The sequence below is a fragment of the Pseudomonas brassicacearum genome, assembly GCF_003732225.1.
GTDB lineage: Bacteria > Pseudomonadota > Gammaproteobacteria > Pseudomonadales > Pseudomonadaceae > Aquipseudomonas > Aquipseudomonas brassicacearum_E.
The window spans coordinates 152,850-173,275 of record NZ_MOBJ01000006.1 but is presented as its reverse complement, the minus strand read 5'-3'; the positions used below and the strand labels follow the sequence as shown (position 1 = coordinate 173,275).

General features: G+C 60.9%; 15 protein-coding genes. 10 read left to right on the top strand and 5 right to left on the bottom strand.

What is annotated here, in order from left to right; translation table 11 throughout:
- Positions 1-156 precede the first annotated feature (156 nt).
- The 3 genes from hydA (at position 157) to preA (ending at position 4,401) form a co-directional block, all read left to right on the top strand.
- A complete protein-coding gene (gene hydA / locus BK659_RS07605; RefSeq protein ID WP_123424474.1) occupies positions 157-1,596 on the top strand; it encodes a dihydropyrimidinase in 1,440 nt (479 codons plus the stop codon).
- A 162-nt stretch (positions 1,597-1,758) separates the two neighbouring features.
- Positions 1,759-3,126, top strand: coding sequence for an NAD(P)-dependent oxidoreductase (locus BK659_RS07600; RefSeq protein WP_123424883.1), 1,368 nt, complete (start codon positions 1,759-1,761; stop codon positions 3,124-3,126).
- Positions 3,127-4,401, top strand: a complete 1,275-nt coding sequence (gene preA, locus BK659_RS07595; protein WP_123424473.1) for an NAD-dependent dihydropyrimidine dehydrogenase subunit PreA — start codon at positions 3,127-3,129, stop codon at positions 4,399-4,401.
- A gap of 125 nt (positions 4,402-4,526) precedes the next feature.
- Here the strand turns inward: preA and BK659_RS07590 are convergent, their stop codons facing one another.
- Positions 4,527-5,147 (bottom strand): TetR/AcrR family transcriptional regulator, encoded by a 621-nt coding sequence (locus BK659_RS07590; protein WP_123424472.1) that lies wholly within the window; start codon positions 5,145-5,147, stop codon positions 4,527-4,529.
- A 125-nt stretch (positions 5,148-5,272) separates the two neighbouring features.
- On the opposite strand from BK659_RS07590, the gene copC reads away from it, so the two are divergent.
- The gene (gene copC, locus BK659_RS07585; protein ID WP_123424471.1) at positions 5,273-5,638 is read left to right on the top strand and encodes a copper homeostasis periplasmic binding protein CopC; all 366 of its coding nucleotides are present in this window, start codon (positions 5,273-5,275) and stop codon (positions 5,636-5,638) included.
- Positions 5,639-5,641: 3 nt separating this feature from the next.
- Positions 5,642-6,520: a copper homeostasis membrane protein CopD gene (gene copD, locus BK659_RS07580; protein WP_123424470.1), complete on the top strand. Its 879-nt coding sequence runs from the start codon at positions 5,642-5,644 to the stop codon at positions 6,518-6,520.
- Positions 6,521-6,596: 76 nt separating this feature from the next.
- Here copD and BK659_RS07575 read toward each other — a convergent pair whose 3' ends face one another.
- The 4 genes from BK659_RS07575 to BK659_RS07560 form a co-directional block, all read right to left on the bottom strand.
- Entirely contained in the window at positions 6,597-7,748 is a 1,152-nt protein-coding gene (locus tag BK659_RS07575; protein WP_123424469.1) for an HlyD family secretion protein, read from the bottom strand.
- Positions 7,745-9,412, bottom strand: a complete 1,668-nt coding sequence (locus tag BK659_RS07570) for an MFS transporter (protein ID WP_123424468.1) — start codon at positions 9,410-9,412, stop codon at positions 7,745-7,747. The genes BK659_RS07575 and BK659_RS07570 overlap by 4 nt, the downstream gene beginning before the upstream one ends.
- An 83-nt stretch (positions 9,413-9,495) precedes the next feature.
- A complete protein-coding gene (locus BK659_RS07565) occupies positions 9,496-10,296 on the bottom strand; it encodes a sulfite exporter TauE/SafE family protein (protein WP_123424467.1) in 801 nt (266 codons plus the stop codon).
- Positions 10,297-10,335: 39 nt separating this feature from the next.
- Positions 10,336-10,671: an ArsR/SmtB family transcription factor gene (locus BK659_RS07560; RefSeq protein ID WP_123424882.1), complete on the bottom strand. Its 336-nt coding sequence runs from the start codon at positions 10,669-10,671 to the stop codon at positions 10,336-10,338.
- A 103-nt stretch (positions 10,672-10,774) separates the two neighbouring features.
- Between BK659_RS07560 and BK659_RS07555 the strand changes: the two genes are divergently transcribed.
- The 5 genes from BK659_RS07555 (at position 10,775) to BK659_RS07535 (ending at position 20,406) form a co-directional block, all read left to right on the top strand.
- On the top strand, positions 10,775-11,638 hold the full coding sequence (locus BK659_RS07555; RefSeq protein WP_123424466.1) for an MBL fold metallo-hydrolase: 864 nt from the start codon (positions 10,775-10,777) through the stop codon (positions 11,636-11,638).
- A 519-nt stretch (positions 11,639-12,157) separates the two neighbouring features.
- The gene (gene glgA, locus BK659_RS07550) at positions 12,158-13,726 is read left to right on the top strand and encodes a glycogen synthase GlgA (protein ID WP_123424465.1); all 1,569 of its coding nucleotides are present in this window, start codon (positions 12,158-12,160) and stop codon (positions 13,724-13,726) included.
- A gap of 13 nt (positions 13,727-13,739) precedes the next feature.
- On the top strand, positions 13,740-15,545 hold the full coding sequence (treZ, locus tag BK659_RS07545) for a malto-oligosyltrehalose trehalohydrolase (RefSeq protein WP_123424464.1): 1,806 nt from the start codon (positions 13,740-13,742) through the stop codon (positions 15,543-15,545).
- The gene (gene malQ / locus BK659_RS07540) at positions 15,542-17,623 is read left to right on the top strand and encodes a 4-alpha-glucanotransferase (RefSeq protein WP_123424463.1); all 2,082 of its coding nucleotides are present in this window, start codon (positions 15,542-15,544) and stop codon (positions 17,621-17,623) included. The genes treZ and malQ overlap by 4 nt, the downstream gene beginning before the upstream one ends.
- On the top strand, positions 17,620-20,406 hold the full coding sequence (locus tag BK659_RS07535) for a malto-oligosyltrehalose synthase (protein WP_123424462.1): 2,787 nt from the start codon (positions 17,620-17,622) through the stop codon (positions 20,404-20,406). The genes malQ and BK659_RS07535 overlap by 4 nt, the downstream gene beginning before the upstream one ends.
- The last annotated feature ends 20 nt before the right edge of the window (positions 20,407-20,426 follow it).

Sequence of the window (20,426 nt, the reverse complement as noted above, 5' to 3'; positions counted from 1 at the left end):
ACAGTTATAAGCTTATAAAAAATATTCTTGCCCAATCCGATATCTCCAGCTAGCGTTTATTCCTGACAGCGCTGACAGGAATACAACTTCCTTAGCCTGCTACATATAAAACACTTAGAACCGGCACCAGCCGGTCAAGCCTGCGAGGAACTCGGAATGTCTCTGTTGATCCGTGGCGCCACCGTTATTACCCATGATGAAAGTTATCGCGCCGATGTCTTGTGCGCCGACGGCGTGATCAAAGCCATCGGTAATAGTCTTGATACTCCCGCAGGCTGCGAAGTGCTCGACGGCAGTGGCCAATACCTGATGCCCGGCGGCATCGACCCGCATACACACATGCAACTGCCCTTCATGGGCACCGTCGCCAGCGAAGACTTTTTCAGCGGCACGGCGGCAGGTCTTGCCGGTGGCACCACCTCGATCATCGACTTCGTGATTCCCAACCCGCAGCAGTCACTGTTGGAAGCCTTCCATCAGTGGCGTGGCTGGGCTGAAAAATCAGCATCCGACTACGGCTTTCACGTCGCCATCACCTGGTGGAGCGAGCAGGTTCGCGAGGAAATGGCCGAGCTGGTACGCCTGCACGGGGTCAACAGCTTCAAGCATTTCATGGCCTACAAGAACGCGATCATGGCGGCCGACGACACGCTGGTCGCAAGTTTCGAGCGCTGCCTGGAGCTCGGTGCAGTACCGACCGTGCATGCGGAAAACGGCGAGCTGGTCTATCACCTGCAACGCAAGCTGATGGCCCAGGGCATCACCGGCCCTGAAGCGCACCCGCTGTCGCGGCCATCGCAGGTGGAAGGTGAAGCCGCGAGCCGGGCGATCCGTATCGCTGAAACGCTCGGCACGCCGCTGTACCTGGTGCACGTCTCGACCAAAGAAGCACTCGATGAAATCACCTATGCCCGCAGCAAGGGTCAGCCGGTCTATGGCGAAGTCCTGGCCGGGCATTTGCTGCTGGACGACAGCGTCTACCAGCACCCGGACTGGCAAACCGCTGCCGGTTACGTGATGAGCCCGCCCTTCCGCCCGCGCGGCCACCAGGAAGCACTGTGGCATGGTCTGCAATCGGGCAACCTGCACACCACCGCCACCGACCACTGCTGTTTCTGTGCCGAACAGAAAGCCGCTGGCCGTGACGACTTCAGCAAGATCCCCAACGGCACGGCCGGCATCGAAGACCGCATGGCGGTGCTCTGGGATGAAGGAGTCAACAGCGGGCGCCTGTCGATGCAGGATTTCGTCGCGCTGACCTCCACCAATACCGCAAAAATATTCAACCTCTACCCTCGCAAAGGCGCGATCCGCGTCGGCGCCGATGCTGACCTGGTGCTGTGGGACCCACAAGGTACGCGCACCATTTCTGCCAAGACCCATCACCAAAACGTCGACTTCAACATCTTTGAAGGCAAGACCGTACGCGGCGTGCCCAGCCACACCATCAGCCAGGGAAAAGTGGTCTGGGCCGACGGCGACCTGCGCGCCGAACGCGGTGCCGGACGCTACATCGAACGCCCGGCTTATCCGGCGGTGTTCGATTTGCTGAGCAAGCGGGCTGAGTTGCACAGGCCGATGGCGGTGAAACGCTGAAAGCGGCCTTCGGCCTATCGCGAGCAAGCTCGCTCCCACACTGGATCTCTAGCGCTCACAAAACCCTGTGGGAGCGAGCTTGCTCGCGATGGCGTCATCACTGACAACAAAAAACCAATGCCCATCAGAGGCAGTACCTCAATTAACCGTGAGGCCAACACCGTGATCAAGACTCTGAACCACTTGCCCCATCCCGTTGAGGATGCGGCCACCCTCGCCGGCCATTTCACCGATCTGGCGCCACCGCTCAACGACCGTCAGGCGCATCTGGAAGCCTCGCGCTGCCTGTATTGCTACGACGCGCCGTGCGTCAACGCATGTCCGAGCGAGATCGACATCCCCTCGTTCATTCGCAACATCCATCAAGAGAACGTCCAGGGCGCCGCACAAAAAATCCTCTCGGCGAACATCCTGGGTGGCAGTTGCGCCCGGGTCTGTCCGACAGAAATCCTTTGCCAGCACGCCTGCGTGCGCAACAACGCCGAGGAATGCGCGCCAGTGCTGATCGGTCTGTTGCAGCGCTACGCCATCGACAACGCGCACTTCAGTGAGCACCCGTTCAAACGCGCGGCGGCCACCGGTAAACGGATTGCCGTGGTCGGCGCCGGGCCTGCCGGTTTGTCCTGCGCACACCGCAGTGCCATGCAGGGTCACGAGGTGGTGATTTTCGAAGCTCGGGAAAAGGCTGGCGGCCTTAATGAATACGGGATCGCCAAGTACAAACTGGTGGATGACTTTGCTCAGCATGAGCTGGATTTCCTGCTGGAAATCGGCGGAATCGAAATCCGCCATGGGCAAAAACTCGGCGAGAACCTGAGCCTCAGCGAACTGCATCAGCAGTTCGATGCGGTGTTCCTGGGCCTCGGCCTGGCCGCCAGCAAACATCTCGGGTTGACGGACGAGGACGCCCCAGGGCTGCTGGCCGCTACCGATTACATCCGCGAACTGCGCCAGGCCGACGACCTGACGCAACTGCCGCTGGCCGACCATTGCATCGTCCTCGGCGCCGGCAACACGGCGATCGACATGGCCGTGCAAATGGCCCGCCTCGGGGCACACGACGTGAACCTGGTGTATCGCCGTGGCGTTGAGGACATGGGCGCGACCGGTCATGAGCAGGACATCGCCAAGGCCAATCAGGTACGGCTGATGACCTGGGCGCAGCCGCAGGAAGTTTTGCTAGACGACAAAGGCCAGGTGCGCGGCATGCGTTTCGCCCGCACGCGCATGGAAAACGGCCGACTGATCAACACTGGGGAAACGTTCGAACTGGTCGCCGATGCAATCTTCAAAGCCATCGGTCAGCGCTTCGACGACAGCGCGCTGAGTGATCCGCTGGCCCGCGAGTTGAAACGCCAGGGCGAGCGGATTCAGGTGGATGAGCAGATGCGTACCAGCATCCCCGGCGTGTATGCCGGTGGCGATTGCACCAGCCTCGATCAGGACCTCACCGTGCAGGCCGTGCAGCACGGCAAACTCGCGGCGCAAGCAATCCATGCCCAACTCATGCTCAACGTGGAGGCTGCGTAAATGGCCGATCTCTCGATTGTCTTTGCCGGTATCAAAGCCCCCAATCCATTCTGGCTGGCCTCCGCGCCGCCCACCGACAAGGCCTACAACGTGGTCCGCGCTTTCGAGGCCGGTTGGGGTGGTGTGGTCTGGAAAACCCTCGGTGAGGACCCGGCAGCGGTCAACGTGTCGTCGCGTTACTCCGCGCATTTTGGCGCTAACCGTGAAGTCATGGGCTTCAACAACATCGAGCTGATCACCGACCGCTCGCTGGAAATCAACCTGCGGGAAATCACTCAGGTCAAAAAGGACTGGCCGGATCGCGCAATGATCGTCTCGCTGATGGTGCCCTGCGTTGAAGAGTCCTGGAAAAACATTCTGCCGCTGGTCGAAGCCACCGGCGCCGATGGCATCGAGCTGAACTTCGGTTGTCCCCACGGCATGCCGGAACGTGGCATGGGTGCCGCTGTCGGTCAGGTGCCGGAATACGTCGAGCAGGTCACCCGCTGGTGCAAGACCTATTGCTCACTGCCGGTGATCGTCAAACTGACACCGAACATCACCGACATCCGCGTCGCCGCTCGAGCGGCCCACCGTGGCGGTGCCGATGCGGTGTCGCTGATCAACACCATCAACTCGATCACCAGCATTGACCTGGATCGCATGGTTGCGCATCCGATGGTTGGCAGCCAAAGCACCCACGGCGGCTACTGCGGTTCAGCGGTCAAACCGATTGCCTTGAACATGGTCGCCGAAATCGCCCGCGACCCGCAGACCCAAGGCCTGCCCATCTGCGGCATCGGCGGTATTGGCAGTTGGCGTGACGCGGCGGAATTCATGGCGCTGGGCAGTGGCGCGGTGCAGGTGTGCACGGCGGCGATGCTGCATGGCTTTCGGATCGTTGACGAAATGAAGGACGGGCTGTCGCGCTGGATGGACAGCCAAGGCTATTCCAGCGTTCAGGATTTTTCCGGGCGTGCAGTGGGCAATACCACGGACTGGAAGTACCTGGACATCAATTATCAGGTGATCGCCAAGATCGACCAGCAAGCCTGCATCGGTTGCGGCCGTTGTCACATCGCCTGCGAAGACACCTCACACCAGGCGATCGCCAGCCTGAAACAACCGGACGGCACCCATAAGTATGAAGTGATCGACGACGAATGCGTGGGCTGCAACCTGTGCCAGATCACCTGCCCGGTGCAGGACTGCATCGAGATGGTGCCGGTCGATAACGGGAAAGCGTTTCTGGACTGGGACCATGATCCGAGGAATCCCTATCACGTCACCGGTTGAGATCCGCGTCGCCTGATCAGACGCCATCGCGAGCAGGCTCGCTCCCACATTGGATCTCCAGCGTTCACCAGATCCATGTGGGAGCGAGCTTGCTCGCGATGAGGCCGGCAGCTACATCGCAAATCTTACGGCTCCAACCCGATCCCCCGCAGAATCACGCTGGTCACCGCCTGCACCGCGCGCTCGAACTGCATGTCCGACAGCGCCTGGTGATCGTTGAGGATGTTGATCTGATGATCAAAGTCGGCGTAATGCTGGGTCGAGGCCCAGATCATGTACAGCAGGCTTGAAGGCTCCACCGGCAGGATGCGTTTGTCTTCCACCCATTGGCGAATTTTCGCTTCCTTCATCTTGGCCCAGTCGTACAGGCTGGCGTCCAGCGCCTCACCCAGGGTCGGCGCACCGTGGATGATTTCATTGGCCCAGACCTTGGAGCCGTACGGCCGGCTGCGGGAATGGTTCATCTTGGCGCGGATGTAACTGCTGAGCACCACCCGTGGGTCATCGAACATCTCGAAGCACAGGGCGTCCTGCTTCCAGACTTCGAGCAAATCGAACAGCACCGCGCTGTACAGCTCAGCTTTGGTGCTGAAGTAGTAATGCAGATTGGAGCGCGGCAGTTGCACTTCTTTAGCGATGTCGGCCATCGCGGTGCTGCCAAAACCTTTCTCGGCGAAGACCTTCTCGGCGGCCAGCAGGATTTTCTCGACGTTACTGCGGCGGATCTCGATCTTGTGATTGCCCATAAGGGCTCCCTGACAACAGCATTGACCAAGACTAGCATTCACCACCTGCGAAACGAAACGTCGTACAGCGCGCAAGGCGAAGGTAAACTGGCGCCTCTTCCAATCTGCCTGAAAGGGACTTAACGATGCAATTGAAGAAAACCCTGACCACCGTCGCCCTGCTCGGCTCGTTGTTCGCCGCCTCCTCGGTGTTTGCCCACGCCCACCTGAAAAGCTCGACACCAGCCGCCGACAGCAGCGTTGCCGCACCTGCCGAATTGCGCCTGGTGTTCTCCGAAGGGGTTGAAGCCAGTTTCACCAAAGTCGATATCAGCAAGGATGGCGCAGCCGTTGCCGTGAAAAGCATCGCCACCGAAAGCGCCGATAAAAAGACCCTGATCGTCACCCCCGCTGCACCTCTGACCGCCGGTGAATACAAGGTCGAATGGCATGCAGTGTCGGTCGACACCCATAAAAGCGATGGCAAGTACAGCTTCAAGGTGAGTCCGTAATCGATGTCGAGCGCGCTGGTCCTGTGCCGCTTCCTGCATTTCGCCGTCGTGCTGATGCTGTTCGGGGCCTGTATTTTCAGGCCCCTGTTGTTACGCCATGAACCGCTGACCCAAGCGCTCGCGACACTCGATCAACGCCTCGCCGGGATGAGCCGATTGCTCGCCGGATTCGCCTTGTTCACCGGGGTTTGCTGGCTGCTGCTGATCACCGCCAGCATGGCCGGTTCGCTGCCGTCAGCGTTCGATTGGCCGACCGTGCAACGGGTGCTGAGCAACACTTTCTTCGGGCAGGTCTGGAGCTGGCACCTGCTGTTCAACGGACTGCTGGCGGCCTGTCTGCTGAGCCCGCTGAAAAACTCGTTTGTGCTGCGCCTGAGCTTGAGCAGCCTGCTGCTGATCACTCTGGCTCCGGTCGGCCACGGCGCTATGCTCGATGGCTTGAGTGGCCAATTGCTGATCCTCAACCAAGTGATTCACCTGACCTGCGTCGGCGCCTGGCTGGGCGGGTTGATGCTGCTGGTGATGATTCTGCTGCGACCGGCCACTTATGCTGTCGGGCCGATACTGCAACGCTTCAGCGGGGCCGGTTTTGGACTGGTGGCGGGTTTACTGGTAACCGGTCTGATCAACGTCCGGGTGTTGACCGGGGCGTTTTGGCCTACGCCGCTGCTGTCCGGGTTCGCACTGATTTTGCTGATCAAGGTGCTGTTGGTCAGCGCGATGCTTGGCCTGGCGCTGTTCAATCGCTTGAAAATCAAGGACTGCGAACAACGCCTGTCGACGCTGCGCACCAGCGTGATGCTGGAGTGGTTGCTGGGGGTAGCGGCCGTGGCGGCGGTTTCCCTGCTCGGCACCTTACCGCCAATGGTGACCGCCTCGTAGGAGCTGCCGAAGGCTGCGATCTTTTGATCTTCTAAAAAGATCGCAGCCTTCGGCAGCTCCTACAACACCCAGGCATTTACGGATTGTCGGCGACGGCATCGCCTTGCCCGGAAGTATCGATACTCACCACCACCGACATCCCCGGCCGCAGGCGTTCGCTCTGCGCCTGATCCGCATCGACGGTGATGCGGACCGGCACGCGCTGGGCGATTTTGACGAAGTTGCCGGTGGCGTTGTCGGCCTGTAACAGGCTGAACTCAGAACCGGTGGCCGGTGAAATACGCTGCACCCGACCGTGAAACTTCTGGTGGTTCAGGGCATCGACGGTGAAGGTAACCGGCTGGCCGATATGAATGTTGTTCATCTGGGTTTCTTTCATGTTGGCGATCACCCACAACTGACTCGGCACCAATGCCATCAACTGCGCGCCAGAATTGACGTAAGCGCCAAGGCGCACGCCAATCTGGCCAAGCTGGCCGTCCTGCGGAGCGATCACGCGGGTATTGGACAGATCGATCCGTGCCAGCTCAACCGCCGCTTCGGCACTGGCCACCGCCGCCTCCAGCGAACCTCGATTGACGATCACCGTTTGCAGATCCTGCCGGGCGATTTCCAGGCTGGCCTGGGCTTGAGCCACCGCTGCGATGGTTTGCGCATTAGCGGCGCGGGTAACGTCCAGCTCACGCTTTGACACCGAGCCGTCGCTGATCAACGCTTCGTTACGCCGCAGATCCGCAGCACTTTTCTGCACCTGAGCCTGACTGTCGGTCAACGCCGCCTGACGCAGTTTTATGGTCGCCTCGGCGCTGTTGCGTTGCTGCACCGCATTGGCCAGCGCGGCTTTCTGCACCGCCAGTTGCGCCAGCGACTGGTCCAGACGTTGCTTGTAGATCCGGTCATCCAGCCGCACCAGCAGGTCGCCGGTCTTGACGAACTGGAAGTCCTGCACCGGCACCTCAAACACATAGCCACTGAGTTGCGGACCGATGATCGTCACCTGGCCGCGAACCAGCGCATTTTCGGTGCTTTCAATGGCGCTGCCGAACGGCGGCAACTGCCAGGCATACAGCACGATCAACACCCCGACGATGGCAATCGCGGCAAAGCCCAGTGACGAAATGATCCGCACCGGCAGCGAACGCGGCTCGGTGCCGGGTGTTTTAGGGGGTGCCACGCCCTCGGGCGTCGAGGCGATGGCGTTGGTGGTTGTGGTGATGGGTTCGGTCATGAAGAAGAGGCACCGCTGGAGGGAACGGAAGTCGGATTGGCCGGCGCGGGAGTGACAGCTTTGGTCGTGCTCAGCAGCCACAGGCTGCGAATGAAGATCCAGAGCATGGTCAGCATCGCGATCACCGCGATCAGCATGAACACATCGTTGTAGGCCATGACATTCGCCTCCCGGGTCGCGGCCGCTGCCAGGGTGCGCATGCCCTGGGTGGTGCGGGCCGACGGGTCGGCGATGCTCGACGCGTAACTTGCGCTAGTGCCTTGCAGACGGCTGAGCACTTGCGGGTCGATCAGGGTCAGGCGCTCGACGATATGGCTGGAATGGAATTTTTCCCGGGCGATCTGGAACGTCCCCAACAGCGCAGCGCCAATCAAGCCGCCGAGGTTCTGGCAAATCCCGAACAGCACTGAAAAACTCACCAGATTGCGCGGGTTGGTCAACACATTGCGGGTACCGAGTACCATGGTCGGCCCGAGGAAAAACGTCCCGCCAAAGGCCAGCAGAAACTGGCTGAGGTACATGTTTTCCGGGCGTGTCAGGTTGCTCGAGAAGCTGTCCATCACCGAACCGGTGGCCATCAGCGCCAGGGAAATGATCAATGGCATCAACAGGTGCGAGGGATTGATCGTCAGCGCGCTGGTGGCAAGGCCGGCGACGCTGCCCAACAACATGACCACGTAAAGGCTGTGCATCTGCTGGCTGCCCAGGTTCAGGGTTTGCAGCAAACCCACGGCCCCGGTGGACTGTTCGGTAAGCACCATACGAATGAGGATCACCGCCAATGCCAGGCGAATCATCACCCCGCTGCCCAGCCAGCGGGTCATCAGCATCGGGTTGCTGCGGTTATGTTCGATGGCCAGACCGGCCATGATCAACACAATCGAGGCGGCCGAGGCAACGCCGATCCATGGGGCTTCGAGCCACCAGTCGATACGACCCAACGACAATACCGCGCAAAGCAGCGCCACCCCGCCCGCCAACAAAGTGAAGGTCAGGAAGTCGAGTTTTTCGAAGGTTTTGAAACGGTCGCCCGGCGGCAACTTGAGCATGAACACGCAGCCCAATGAAGCCAGCGCCAGGCCCAGTTCAAACAGATAGAGCCCGCGCCATTCGGCGATCTGCAGCAGGTCTTCGGAAAACAGCCGAGCCAGTGGCAAGGCCAGTTGCGAGGTGCCAAGGCCCAGCACCAGCGCCTTCATCCGCCACTTCGCCGGGAACGCCTGAACCATGTAATACAAACCCAGCGAACTCAGCGCCGCACCGACCATGCCGTGTGCAGCACGCACCGCAATCGCCGAACTCAGGTCGTTGACGAACAAGTGACCAAAGGTCACCAACGCATACAGCACCAGGAATACTTCGGTGAACGCCCGCAAGCCGAACTGCTGACGAAACTTCACCAGCAGCAGGTTCATCGAGACGTTGGTCATCACGTACGCCGCCGGTAGCCAGGCCATCTCGGCGGTCGTCGCTCCCAACGCCCCTTGCAGGTAAGGCAGATTGGCGACCACCAGCGCGTTGCCCAAACCACCGGTCAACGCCACCAGCAACCCGACCAACGCATAGGCCAGCCGCTTTGGTGTCGGGTGCAAAGGGGTCGAGGGGGAACCGGGCAGGCTTGGCCGTTCGTGGGGCTGCCAGTTGCGCGGGGCGTAGTGGTCCATTCAGTGGCCTTGTCATCGATATGAAAGGCAGTAAACCTGAGCCAGAGATTTCTTGCCAGTTCGCTGCACTGCCACCACTGATTTCAAGCTTTGAGCAACATGTAACCGGCCACAATCAGGCACACGCTGGCAAACCCCACTTGAAGTCCCCGGGCCGGAACCCGGGCGCACAATCGCCGCCCCACTACCATCCCGACAATGCTGGCGACGATAAAGGCCGCGCCCAGGGCGTCGATGGTCACCCCGGCATGAAAGGCCCCGATCACTCCGATCGCCGAGATCAAACTGATGACCATCAGGGACGTGGCGACAATGCCGCGCATCTGTACGTCAGTCAGTTGCTTGAACGCCGGGACGATCAGGAAGCCGCCGCCGACCCCGAGCAAGCCTGAAACCACTCCGGTCACCGCACCCAACGCTGCCAGGGTCGCGGTGCATTTGGCGGTCCAGGAAAAGCGCCCGGTCTGTTGGTCGAGCATGCAGTTCTTCTGGCCCCAGTTGGCGTGGCCATGATCGCTCGGACCAGCTTCCTGCTTTTCTCGCCGCAGCATCCGCCAGGCCACCATGACCATCAGCAGGCTGAAGAGGATCATCAGGACTTTTTCCGGCAACTGATGGGCGAAGTAGATCCCCACCGGGGAAAACACCGCGCCCAACAAGGCAATCAACAACGCTGCGCGGTAACGCACCAGCCCATGGCGCAAGCCGTCAATGGCACCGACCGCCGCCGCACTGCCCACTGCAAACAACGCCACCGGCGCTGCGTGAGTCATGCTCCAGCCCAGCCCGAGCACCAGGGCCGGTACCGCAAGAATGCCCCCGCCCGCGCCAGTCAGCCCCAGGATCAGGCCCATTACCACACCAAACAATGTCGCCAGCAGCATAGGGTTCTCTCAATCGACCTTGGACACACGGGTCAAGCGTCACGCCCAGCTTTTTATCACCGCGCCGCAATACAGCCCGGAGAGTGTCTTCATCACCTGAATCACTTCGTGACTGGCCAGGCCGTAGAAAATGTATTTGCCTTCACGCCGAGTGCTCACCAACCCTTCGTCGCGTAAAATACCCAACTGCTGGGACAGCGTCGGCTGACGCACGCCGGTCATGGTTTCCAACTCGCCGACGTTGCGCTCGCCCTGGGTCAACTGGCAGAGAATCAGCAGGCGGTCCTCATTGGCCAAAGCCTTGAGCAGCGCACAGGCCTTGGAGGCCGAGGCACGCAGTTGCGCCACTTCACCTTCGCTAAGACTGGATTGCATTTGCAGATAACCTGAGTCGTCACTTAAGCTGCGGACATTATGTTTAAACATAAAGTGTTGCAACCCTTTACGTCTTTCTGTCATCCAGCCGAGGCCCGCCACCATGCCAGCGTTGATCCAAGCCTTCCTTGACGACGCCTCGTCGACTTACACCTATGTGATCTATGAACACGACGGCGGCCCGTGCGCGATTGTCGATTCGGTGCTCGATTACCACCCGACGTCCGGTCGGACCGCCACCACTCAGGCTGACCGGGTGATCACTTTCGTCCGTGAACACCAGTTGCAAACCCAATGGCTGCTGGAAACCCACGCCCACGCCGATCATCTGTCCGCCGCGCCGTATCTGCGCCGCGAGCTGGGTGGCAAGATCGCCATCGGCCAATCCATCAGCAAGGTACAAAATGTCTTCAAGCGTCTGTTCAACCTTGAGCCGGAGTTCCGCAGCGACGGTTCGCAGTTCGACCACTTGTTTGCACCGGACGAAGAGTTTTCCATCGGCAACCTCAAGGCCAAGGCGCTGCATGTGCCAGGGCACACCCCGGCAGACATGGCCTATCTGATCGACGAAGAATTGATTCTGGTAGGCGATACGCTGTTCATGCCCGACGTCGGCACCGCCCGCTGCGACTTCCCCGGCGGTAACGCCAATCAGCTGTTCACCTCGATGCACAAACTGCTGGCCTTCCCCGCCGACACCCGCCTCTACGTCTGTCACGACTACCCGCCAGCTGGCCGCACTTCTCAATGCATGACCACCGTCGGCGAGCAACGCAAAAGCAATATTCATGTGCATGACGGCATCGACGAAGCAGCCTTCGTCGAAATGCGCACCCGGCGCGATGGGGGCTTATGCATGCCGACGCTGATGCTGCCGGCGATTCAAGTGAATGTGCGAGCCGGAAACTTCCCGCCGGCGGAAGACAACGGCATTGTCTACCTGAAGATCCCGATGAATCAGTTCTGACTCAACACAGTACCTGCGCAGCAACGCTGGCTATACCGGTGCATTGATACAAGCCAGCTTACCGCACCAACATGGTGCGCAACGCTCCTTTGCTGCGCCCCACTCTCTGGCAACCCTCTCCCTCTTTTCGTGCCATGGCTGCGAAAAACCTGCACTTCGTCGGTGCGGATCAACCTCGTAAGCCCGGAAATCACCAGGTCAGAACCGATTGTCGAACAATTTCAAAACGTCACACACTCCGCTCTAAGTTCTGACCTAGACTCCATTTCGTGACTGGAAACCGGCCGGTCATTTTGTGGGGAAAAACTCGAAACTTTCTGCCGAAGTAACGGGTCAGGTTAAAGGTGGGGCCGCAGCACTGGTGCAATCCTTGCAACGACCACTACAGCCTTCGAGATTCAGCGCATCGACCAGCGATTGCTGTTCATTGCGTAGCGCTTTTGCGCCCGGCCACAGGAACTGGCCGCCTGCATCATGGGGTGAGATGCCTGAAACAGATCAATAAAACGGGAGAAACACATGAACAGTGCCGCTTTAGAAATCCAGGGAGAGCGTTCTCACCAGCAAATCGGCGAGCCGACCTCGATGTCGGTTCTTGCCCCGGGTGCGAAAACGGTACTGCCCGCTCCACGTCAGAATCCGAACAAAAAGAAAGTGCTGTTTGTCACCTCGGAAATCGCCGATCTGGTGAAAACCGGCGGCTTGGGTGACGTCTCTGCGGCATTGCCGCGCGCCATGGCTCATTTGCATGATGTTCGGGTGTTGATCCCCGGTTATCCGCAAGTGCTGCACAGCGAAAACCCGATCCATATCATCGGCGAGTTGGGTGGTCATGCCGCCTTGCCACCCTGCAAGATTGGCCGCATGGACATGCCGGACGGGCTGGTCATCTACGTGTTGATCTGCCCCGAACTGTACGAACGTGAAGGCTCGCCTTACGGCGCCAACAATGGCCGCGACTGGCCGGATAACCATATTCGTTTTGCCCGCCTGGGTCTGGCCGCCGCTGACATCGCCGCCAACCTGGCACACATTCACTGGTGCCCGGACCTGGTGCACGCCCACGATTGGCCCGCAGGCTTGGCTCCGGCCTACATGCACTGGCGTGGTCAGCGCACGCCGACGCTGTTCACCATTCATAACCTCGCTTACCAAGGTGTAGTGAGCCTGGCGTCCTGCCCCGAACTGGGTATTCCCGAACATGCCCTGCAACAGGAAGGCATGGAGTTCTACGGCAAACTGTCGTTCCTCAAGGCTGGCATGGCCTATTCGAGCCATATCACCACCGTCAGCGCGACCTACGCCCAGGAAATCACCACCCCGGCCTTCGGCTGCGGTCTCGATGGTTTCCTCGCCAGCAAAACCCAGCAAGGTCTGCTCAGCGGCATCCCGAATGGTATCGACGAAAGTTGGGATGCAGCGACCGATCCCCACCTGTTTTGCCCGTTCAGCATCGGCGACTGGGACGGCAAAGCGGTGAATGCCGCCCACGTACGCAAGCTGTTCGGTCTGAAGGATTCCAAAGGCCCGCTGTTCGCCGTGGTCTCGCGTCTGGTCTACCAAAAGGGCCTGGACCTGACCGAAGCCGTGTCCGAGTTCATCGTGTCTTCCGGTGGGCAAATCGCGATCATCGGCCGTGGCGAGCCGGAAGAAGAGCAAGCCATGCGCGCCCTGGCCCTGCGTTTTCCAGGACAAATCGGTGTGCGCATCGGCTTTAACGAAACCGATGCGCGGCGGATGTTCGCCGGCAGTGATTTCCTGTTGATGCCTTCACGCTACGAACCCTGCGGCTTGAGCCAGATGTATGCGCAACGTTTCGGCTCGTTGCCGGTAGCGCACAACACCGGCGGGCTGGCCGACACCATCGAAAATGGCGTCACCGGTTTTCTCTTCGATGAGTCCACCGTTGCCAGCTACGAGGAAGCCTTGCGCCGGGCGTTCAAGGTGTTCGCCTTCCCGGCCCTGTTGAACGCCATGCGCTGCCGGGCCATGGCCGCGCCGTTCAACTGGTGCAAGGCGGTCGAACCCTACGCTGAACTTTATGAACAACTTGTCGCAAAGGCATTGGGTAAGTCGGTCAAGCAGTAAGAGGGGTTCTTGAATGCCGTTACGGACTCTGGAAACCTGGCCTCATGGCGCCGTCATGCTGGATGCCCAACACACCCGTTTCGCCCTGTGGGCGCCGGATGCGTTTTATGTGAGTGTCGAGCTCGAAGACGGGCAATCACTACCGATGCTGCCCCAGGAGGACGGCTGGTTCGTGATCGAGACCCGTTGCCCGGCCGGCACTTGCTATCGCTACAATATCGATGGCGAACGGGACGTGCCGGATCCCGCTTCCCGGGCACAAGCCGGCGGTCTGAAGTCACCAAGCGTGGTGGTCGATCCGCACGCTTACCGTTGGCAGCACCTCCTCTGGCACGGCCGGCCCTGGCATGAAGCGGTGATCTACGAACTGCACGTTGGCTTGCTGGGCGGCTTTACCGAAGTCGAAAAACACCTGCCACGGCTAGCCGAGCTGGGCGTTACAGCAATCGAACTGATGCCCTTGGCGCAGTTTCCCGGTGAGCGCAACTGGGGCTACGACGGCGTGCTGCCCTACGCACCGCAGTCTTCATATGGCACGCCCAAATCCCTCAAGCATCTGATCGATAGCGCCCATGGCCTGGGTCTGGCGGTGATCATTGACGTGGTTTACAACCACTTCGGCCCGGACGGCAATTACCTGCATCACTATGCCAAGGGCTTTTTCCGCGAAGACCTGCACACACCCTGGGGCGCAGCCATTGATTTTCGGCGGCGCGAGGTGCGCGACTTCTTCATCGACAATGCGTTGATGTGGCTGCTTGAGTACCGTTTCGACGGTTTGCGTCTGGATGCGGTACACGCCATCGAGGATCCGGATTTCCTTCAGGAACTGGCAGCCCGGGTACGTCAGCACATCGATCCGCCACGTCATGTCTGGCTCACCGTGGAAAACGAGCACAACCAGGCCAGCCTGCTGGAACAGGGCTTCGACGCACAGTGGAACGACGATGGGCACAATGCGCTGCACGTGCTGCTGACCGGAGAAACCGAGGCCTATTACGCTGACTTCGCCGAGCAACCCACCGAGCAACTGGCCCGCTGCCTGAGCCAGGGTTTCGCCTATCAGGGCCACACCAATCGCCACGGGCATGCACGAGGCGAACCCAGCGGGCATTTGCCGCCCAGTGCCTTCGTGCTGTTCCTGCAGAACCACGACCAGATCGGCAACCGTGCCTTTGGCGAGCGCCTCCATCAGTTGACCGCGCCTCAGGCACTGCACGCGGCGACGGTGCTTTTGTTGTTGTCGCCGATGATCCCGTTGCTGTTCATGGGCGACGAGTGTGCCGCTGACCAGCCGTTTCTGTTTTTCACCAGCCACCACGGCGAACTGGCCAGATTGGTGCGAGAAGGTCGGCGCAACGAATTCGCGGCCTTCAGTGCCTTTGCCGATCCGCACATCCGCGAGCAGATTCCCGACCCGAACGCATCACACACCTTCAACGCCTCGCGTCCGACACTGACGGCAACTGGAGCTGTGACCAGGCAAGCGACCCAGACACTCTATCGACAGCTACTGCTGATCCGTCATCAACACATCATCCCGCGGCTGCCCGGCGCTCATGCCCTGGGCGCCGCGGTGCTGGCAACAGGCGCGGTGAGCGCGCGCTGGCACATGGGCGACGGCAGCCTGTTGTGCATCGACCTGAACCTCAGCGCAGAATCTGTGCCCCATTCGCCACAACCCCACGCCCAACTACTTTTCGACTACCCGCAGCAATCCTTCGAATACCTGCAACAAGGCATCCTCGTCCCGTACTGCGCGCTTGTCAGCCTGACGGCAGCTGCGCCCTTGCTACCCCCCACTGGAGAGCGTCCATGAGCGATGCGCAACTGGAAATCCTCGCCAGCCGAGCAGGCCTGGCAGTCGACTGGATCGACGCCAACGGCCGCCCACAGAAAGTCGCTCCGGCGGCGCTGCGAGCGGTCCTCAACGGGCTCGGCCACCCGGCCGATAGCGCTCGGGAAATCGACGCCAGCCTGCTGGAACTGCAACAGAACCAACAGAACAAACACTTGCCGCCCTTGATGACCGTCGACGTCGGAGCCGGGCTCGCCCTTGCGCATTACTTTGCCCCTGAAACGCCCTGTGAGGTTCATCTGGAAGATGGCGCGATCCTCAATCTGAAACTTGATGCCAACGCGATGCTGCCGGGATTGATCCCGGTCGGCTACCAGGACGTTCGCATCGCCGGCCAATGCTTCACTCTTGCCGTGGCCCCCTTGCAGTGTCATAGCGTGGCCACCGCCGTTGACAACCAGACACCCCGGGCCTGGGGCCTGAGCGTGCAACTGTATTCGTTGCGACGCCCTGGTGACGGTGGCTTCGGCGACATGCAGGCACTGGAAAACCTCGCCCGCGTGGCCGGTGAGCGCGGCGCCGACGCGTTAGCGATCAGCCCGCTGCACGCGATGTTCAGCAACGACACGCAACGCTACAGTCCCTACTCGCCCTCCAGCCGTTTGTTTCTCAACAGTCTGTACGCCTCACCGGGGGAAATTCTCGGCGAGCGCGCCTTGCGTCTGGCCATCGACGCCACCGAACTGGCCGACGAACTCAAGCGCCTGGAAGGTCAACCGTTGATTGACTGGCCAACCGCCGCCAAGGCCAAGCAGCAATTGCTGGAAGCGCTGTATGAGGGGTTTTCCCGGGGTGATCATCCATTGCACGAGGACTTCAGCAGCTTTCGCCACTGCGGTGGCGAAGCCCTGGAAAACCATTGCCGCTTCGAGGCCCTCCAGGAAGCCTGTGTCGCTCTGGGCGAAAGTCTTGACTGGCGCCTGTGGCCCGAGCACTGGCGTAACCCGCGCAGTGCCGAGCTGACCACCTTTGCCGAACAAAATGCCGGGCGCATCGGCTTCTACGCCTTTTGCCAATGGCTGATCGCCCGCAGTTTGCAACGTGCGCAAACCGTTGCGCGCAGCAGTGGCATGGGTATCGGTCTGATCGCCGACCTGGCCGTCGGCGCGGATGGCGGCGGCAGCCAGGCCTGGAGTCGTCAGGACGAATTACTCGCGGCCCTCACCGTCGGCGCACCGCCGGACATTCTCAACCGCACGGGTCAGGGCTGGGGAATTTCTGCGTTTTCCCCTGAAGGGCTGATCCGTAACGGCTTTCGCGCGTTCATCGAAATGCTGCGGGCCAATTTTGCCCATGCAGGCGGCCTGCGCATCGACCATGTCATGGGGCTGCAACGGCTGTGGGTGATCCCCCTCGGCGCGCCACCAAGCGACGGCGCGTACCTGTATTACCCGGTGGACGACCTGCTGCGGTTGCTGACCCTGGAGTCCCATCGGCATCAAGCGATCGTGCTCGGCGAAGACCTCGGCACCGTGCCCGATGGCCTGCGGGAAAAACTCATCGCCCGCTCGATTCTCGGCATGCGTGTGTTGCTGTTCGAACAGGATCACGGTGCACACTTCAAACCGATTCTCGATTGGCCCGACAACGCGCTGGCCACCACCAGCACCCATGACCTGCCAACGCTCAACGGTTGGTGGCATGGCCGTGACATCGAATGGAATGCCCGGCTGAAGCTGATCGACAGCGACGGCGAACAGCAATGGCGCGAACACCGTCAGCGTGAGCGCGAAGGCCTGCGCCGGGCCTTGAGTCAGGACCCACAAAACTTCCGCGAGGAAAGCCACGAGACCGACCAGGTGCTCGATGCCAGCGTACGCTTCCTTGGCCATACCCGCGCACCGTTGGTGTTGCTGCCGCTGGAAGATGCGCTGGGTATCGATGAACAGGCCAACCTCCCCGGCACCACCGACAGTCACCCGAACTGGCGTCGGCGCTTCGCCAATGAAAGTGAAGCGCTGCTGGACGATGCCGATGCTGCACGACGCCTGGAGTTGCTCGCCTGCGCACGCCTTCAGGCGGCCGAGCGTGATCAGTGAGCGACGCGCAAACCCCGCCGGTCCGGGCGACGCTACGCGTGCAGTTTCATCACCGGTTCACCCTGGATGACGCCGTGCCGCTGGTGCCGTATTTCGCCAGTCTGGGGATCAGCCACCTGTATGCCTCGCCGCTGCTGAGCGCGCGGGCCGGGTCGATGCACGGCTACGACGTGGTCGACCCGAGCCGGGTCAATCCCGAGCTGGGTGGCGAGGCAGCCCTGTGGCGACTGGTCAGTGCACTGCGGGCACAGAACATGGGGCTGATTCTGGACATCGTGTCCAACCACATGGCCGTGGGTGGCGCCGACAATCCCTGGTGGCTGGACTTGCTGGAATGGGGTCGACTGAGTCCCTACGGCGAGTTTTTCGACATTCAATGGCACTCGCCAGACCCGTTGCTCGAAGGTCAGCTATTGCTGCCGTTTCTGGGCAGCGACTACGGCATCGCCCTACAGGACGGCACACTCTCGCTACGCTTCGATCCAGGACGGGGCAGCTTCCATGTCGAACACTATGAGCACCACTTCCCGATCTGCCCTACCGATTACGCTGAACTGCTCAAGCCTGACGACTCGCTCGACGCCGAACGGGCACTGCAACTAAAAACCCTGGCCGATCAATTCACCACCCTGCGCTACCAGACCGACGCCCATTCCCTTGCGCGCCCCTTGCAGCAAGCGCTGACAATACTGGCGACTGATCCGCCGATCCGGCGTTGCATCGAGCACAACCTCAGCCTCCACGACTCCCGCGAGCCCGAAGGTTTCAGCCGACTGCACGACCTGCTCGAACGCCAGAGCTATCGCCTGGCCAGTTGGCGCACGGCCGCCGACGACATCAACTGGCGGCGTTTCTTCGACATCAATGAACTCGCTGGGCTGCGGGTTGAACGCCCGGCTGTGTTCGAGGCCACCCACGCAAAGATTTTCGAGCTGATCGCTGACGGTCTGGTGGATGGTTTGCGCGTCGACCACATTGATGGACTCGCCGACCCGCGTGGTTACTGCCGCAAACTCAGACGCCGGGTGAACGCCTTGTCGCCGGCGCGACACGTACCGATCTACGTCGAGAAGATCCTCGGCGACGGTGAAACGCTGCACCGCGACTGGCAGGTCGATGGCAGCACCGGTTATGAGTTCATGAATCAGTTGTCGTTGTTGCAACACGACCCGCAAGGTGCGCAGGTCCTTGGTGATGTGTGGAACCGGCACACCGAACGGCCCGCCGCGTTCATCGAAGAAGCACAGTTGGCGCGGCAGCAGATTCTCAACGGCTCGCTGGCCGGCGACTTCGAAAGTGTCGCACAGGCCTTGCTGCAAGTGGCTCGCGATGACCTGATGAGCCGGGATTTGACCCTCGGTGCAATCCGTCGGGCATTGCAGGAGCTGATCGTGCATTTCCCGGTGTACCGGACTTACATCAGCCCGCGAGGGCGCTCGGCACAAGACGAGGTGTTTTTTCAGCAAGCCATGACCGGCGCGCGCCAAACCTTGAGCGAAGCCGACTGGCCGGTGCTCGACAATCTGGCGCGCTGGCTCGGCGGGCAGCCCTGGCGCGAGCGCCCGGTAGGCCGTCAACGCAAGATCCTCAAGCACGCCTGCGTGCGCTTTCAGCAGCTGACCTCGCCGGCCGCCGCCAAAGCTGTGGAAGACACCGCGTTCTATCGCTCAGGCGTACTGTTGTCGCGTAACGATGTCGGCTTCAATGCCGAGCAGTTCAGCGCCCCGCTCGCCGACTTCCACACGGCTTGCAGCCAACGCCTCGCAGAGTTTCCGGACACGCTGCTGGCCACCGCCACTCATGATCACAAACGCGGCGAAGACAGCCGGGCACGTTTGGCGCTGCTCAGCGAGCGCAGTGCCTGGTATGCCGAACAGGTTGAAGACTGGCGGATACAGGCCGCCGCCCTGCGCAGTGACCCGTCGACGCCCTCGGCCGCTGATGAGCTGATTCTCTACCAGACCTTGCTCGGCAGTTGGCCGCTGGAGCTGCAGTGCGATGACCAACAGTCACTGACGGCCTACAGCGAACGACTGTGGCAGTGGCAGCAAAAAGCTCTGCGCGAAGCCAAACTCCAGAGCAGTTGGAGCGCACCGAATGAGCCTTATGAACAGGCCGCGCGAGCATTCCTCGAACGTCTTATGCTCAGTCCCGAAGGCCTGCCATTACGCAGCGCCATCGCCGATGCCGCGCAAGCGATTGCGTGCGGCGGCGCGCTCAATGGATTGGCGCAAACCTTGCTGCACATGACGGTGCCGGGGGTGCCGGATCTGTATCAGGGCAATGAGTTTTGGGACTTCAGCCTGGTGGACCCGGACAATCGGCGGGCGGTTGATTTCACTGTCCGCCAGCAAGCATTGCAAACTCCGGTGGACGCTGAACAGTTACTGCACAACTGGCGTGACGGGCACATCAAGCAGGCGCTGATCGCTCGCACGCTGGCGGTCCGCGCGCAGTACCCGCAGCTGTTTCGGCGGGGCCGTTATCAAGCGTTGCAGGTGGTGGGCAGCGAGGCTGAACGGGTGTTGGCTTTCGCCCGCGAACTCAACGGCCAACGGGCGATTGTGCTGGTGCCGGTACGGGTCGCACCGCTGCTGGAAAGCAGTGCCACACCCCAGGTGCCTGCCCTGCTCTGGGGCGACACCCGAGTCAAACTGCCGTTCACCGCCCCTGGCGAAGAGCTGAAGGGACTTTTTACAACAGGTGCAGTCACACCCCACAAGGAGTTGCTGATTAGCGCCGCGCTGGGAACCTTCCCGGTCAATCTGTTTATCCAGACTTGAGTTCAACTCAGGAGCATTGC